This is a genomic window from Nitrospirota bacterium (assembly GCA_040757335.1).
In the GTDB taxonomy this organism is placed as follows: domain Bacteria; phylum Nitrospirota; class Nitrospiria; order 2-01-FULL-66-17; family 2-01-FULL-66-17; genus JBFLXB01.
In genome coordinates this window covers 169,302-173,097 of sequence record JBFLXB010000002.1, presented here as the reverse complement: position 1 = coordinate 173,097, position 3,796 = coordinate 169,302, and the positions used below count along the sequence as shown (strand labels likewise).

Annotated in this window: 3 protein-coding genes; all 3 read right to left on the bottom strand. The window is 62.0% G+C overall.

The genetic code is table 11. The annotated features are described in order from the left end of the window. Positions 1 to 35 precede the first annotated feature (35 nt). On the bottom strand, positions 36 to 566 hold the full coding sequence (locus AB1451_02800) for a DUF1566 domain-containing protein (GenBank protein ID MEW6681836.1): 531 nt from the start codon (positions 564 to 566) through the stop codon (positions 36 to 38). Positions 567 to 613: 47 nt separating this feature from the next. After that, positions 614 to 1,177 carry a cohesin domain-containing protein gene (locus tag AB1451_02795; GenBank protein ID MEW6681835.1) on the bottom strand — a complete coding sequence of 188 codons (564 nt, stop codon included), beginning with the start codon at positions 1,175 to 1,177 and terminating at the stop codon, positions 614 to 616. A 247-nt stretch (positions 1,178 to 1,424) separates the two neighbouring features. Next, on the bottom strand, positions 1,425 to 3,796 hold a 2,372-nt coding region (locus AB1451_02790), incomplete at its 5' end, for an HYR domain-containing protein (GenBank protein MEW6681834.1).

Below are 3,796 nucleotides of genomic sequence, written 5' to 3'. Positions count from 1 at the left end.
CCGCCAGGCTGGGAAACAGAACACCCTGTGTGCTATCATCCGCTCGCATCGACACGCCTCCGAGGTGGGAAATTGCTGCCCGCAACAGCACTTATACCACAGCGGAGGCGTTGTCGTTTCAAGTTTCGTGAATTATTCGGGTTAGAGTAGTTGACGGTAGCCGACCAATACGATGTGGACCCCAGGGAAAACGGATGACCCCAAGGAAGAGATGGGGCTTCCTGTGTCGGATCAACTAGGCTAGCCAACTCCTGGATCGTAGGAACCCGCCACCCCTTACGCCCGCCCACATTCTTATCATTGCAATAAAGTGGAGTTCCGTACCAGCCCACCCGATCTTCTTTTGTTATGCGGCCATCTCCGTCCGTGTCCTCCGTCGGGGTTCTCTCCCACACAAGCCCGGTCTCGCGGTCCAGGACTGCCTCATTATTCCAGTTCGACAGAACGATGAACCGGGGGCAGGTCTCTGTGGTGTCACACTGAAGCTTCTGGTCCCACGAGGGGGTCGCGTAGTACGGCCCATTCGCGGTGGCTGCATTAGTCGGGACAGCGCCGAAGGCGACCATTCCCAATGGCAATAGTATGAGTCCTACCGTGCCGAACCATCCGTGCTTCACTGTGGTTTCTCCTTTCCGCGAAGTCTCACCAGGCGTCGTGTGCCGAAGAGCGCCAGCCCGCTGGCGAGCAGTGCCAGGGTTGCCGGCTCAGGAACTGTCTGGCTCCCGCTCACCATCTGACCATTTGCGATGTCGAAGCCTTGGTCCGAGAAATTGAGAAATACGTTTGAAAAGCTCAGCGACGACACGCCCGGCGCCAGCGCGGTGAACTCGATATCGGCCAATACTCCGTCGCCGAACGGATTGGGCGGCAGATCGATGTAGGCATTGGTGACAAGGCTGATCAGCCCGGCCCCGTTATCGATGACACCCGGGCCGAACAGGGTCAGACCGAACGCCGACATGAATGACCCTTCCGCCACGGAGTTGGCCTGAACAATGGTCGGGTCAAACGCCAGGTCGAATTGCCAGGAGGTCACTTCCGTGGCCCCGGCAATCGAGATCGGAATGGTAAAGGTGTCGCCGACACCGACCGTTGCCATTGGGGCCGAAATCGAGACGGCGTTGACAGAGGTCGGAGTGAACACGAGGGACATTCCGGACATCAACAGTGCCAGCAACGAACGTGTCACCATAGCTCGCTCCTTAACGCGAACTGATCAGGATCGCCGATCTGTTGGTGAAACTGAGTCGAATATCCTGCGGAGATGGCCTCGCCCACCCGCAAACCGGTTCACCGGTGAACCAGCCCAGCTTTTCGTCTAACCGGCTTCCACGTCCCACTGTCATGGTTTCAGCTCCGCCTTCCATTCCCTCATTGACAGCTTTTCCCATTCGGATTCGGAGACCCCTGTCCCTGCAACGGGATCAGCATCCTTCGTCAGCCGGAAGCTGTCCGAGCAGCTTGGCTACGATATTGTTCGCGTATTGGGTCAGCAGCACGGCGGCCGTGTCGGAAATCTTCTTGCCCTTTTGGGCCGCGATCTGGTTCTTGAACGCCCCCAGCTCATTGACCGCCGCACAGATGTTCTCTTTGCTGGACGACGACTGTGCGTTGTCGATCTTCGACAGCAGACTATTCTGAAGCTCCGGGGCGACGACCTCTGACGCGACCAAGGTGGTCACCACCGTGGCCAACCCGCTGAACGTATCGATGCAGCCGTTCTGATCCGCGTCAAACCCCGTGGAATTTTCTGTCGGGCAGGCATCTACCTGGCCGTCGAAGTTATCGAAGAAACCGTCTCCATCGGTATCGAGCGGCCCGCTCAGCACAAAGACGCTGAGGCTGGAGACCGTGACCCGGAACGTGTTGGCGTTCGCATCGCATCCCGGCTCGTCTTTACACTTCCCGGTGATCGCGACGTTGTCCTTCGTGATCCGCAGATTCTCCTCGCGGATATTGGTGCCATCCACGATCCCATCACTGTTGGCATCCGGCCAGGTGAAGACCAGCGTAATGGGTGTGCTAAAGGTGGTCCCTTCGGGCTGAATCTCCAACCCGTAAATTCCCAACGCCTGGCCGAGACTGGTGGTCAGCTCGAACGTGGTACCGGAATCCGTGATCGAGAGCGTCGTGTCTTGAGCCAACGCGCCCGGGGGGATCGTGACAGAAACCGTGCCATCCGGCGTGGTCAGGGTGCCGCCGCTTTCGGCATCCACCATCGCGGCGGTCGAGCCGTTGGGGTCACAGGCGTTGGTTGGATCAGCGGGGCATGGGTCGGCCACGTCCGCTATGCCGTCTCCGTCGATATCGGTCAGCACCGTGATCGTGAAGCTCGCGCCACTGCTGTTGCCAACGGTATCGGTCGCCGTGCAGGTCACGGTGGTTGGGCCGAGGAAACGGCTCCCGGAAGGCGGGCTGCAGGTCAGTGATGCCACTCCGACGTTGTCCGTGGCGGTTGGCTGGGTATAAGTGACTATCATGCCGGTTGCGGATGGGGTCAAGAGCGTCTGGTCGGCCGGGATGTCGCTCAGCAGCGGCGGCGTGCCGTCGACGAGCGTGGTCACGCTGCTCGTATTGTTGGACGGCTCGGGATCGAATGCCTGCGCCTGCACTGCGGCCAGGTTGGCCACGACGCCATCCAGGGTCGGCTGCACGTTGATCTCCACGGTCGTACTGGCCCCAACCCCCAGCGACCCCAAGAGCCAACATTTTTCTTCACCAGTCACTCCGGTACTCCCAGGCAGCGGCGGGCAGGTTCCTCCTGCCTCGGGCGGCGTGGCTGAGAGGAACCTCAGGGTGCTGTCGAGTCGATCGACCAACTGAACGACACGAACGGCCTCCGGCCCATGATTGGTCACGACGATCGTGTAGGTCAGGGCCGCCCCTAGACCGACCGGGTCAGGGGCATCGATGATGCGAACCGCCAGATCCGCCTTCGGTATGACGGTCAGCGTGGCGGTCCCTCGGCCGCTCAACACCCCATCCAGCGCCGCAGCATAGTCCACCGTGCCCGCGGGCGTCACCGTGAAGGCAAAACCCGGCGCCCCGCAAAGTGTGTAGCAAAATCCGTAGCTCCCCGGCGGCAACTGGAAGGGCTGGGGGGGGATCGTGGGAAAGGTCGCCGTCAGCCCGGACAGCCCAAACGTCACGACTGTAAGCGCCTGCGCATTGATAATAATTTGGGCGCCACCCACAGTCAGCGTGGAGGTCCCGCGCCCGCTCAACACCCCGTCCAGCGCCGTGGCATAGTCCACCATACCGTCGGCCCGGACCGTGAAGGCAAAGCCCGGCGCCCCGCAGATCGTAAAGCAGAACCCATAGCTCCCCGGGGCCAACTGGAAGGGCTGGACCGTGGTCGCGGGAAACGTCGGCGTCAACCCGGAAATCCCAAACGTCACGGCCGACAGCGCCCGCGCATCAATGCTGATCGTTGCGCCGGTGACAGTCAGCGTGGCGGTCCCCCGGCCGCTCAACACCCCGTCCAGCGTCGTGGCGTAGTCCACGGTCCCGCCCGGCGTCACCGTAAAGCCAAAGCCCGGCGCCCCGCAGATCGTGGTGCAGAACCCGTAGCTCCCCGGCGCCAACTGAAACGTCTGGAGCGTGTTCGTGGGAAAGCTCGCCGTGCCCAGCGCGTCCAGCCCGAACGTCGCCACTGACAGCGCCCGCGCGGCCACCTCGATCGCCGCGCCATTGACGGTCAGCGTGGCGGTCCCCCGCCCGCTCAACACCCCGTCCAACGCCGGCGCATAGTCCACCAGGCCCGCGGGCGTCACCGTAAAGCCAAAGCCCGGCGCCC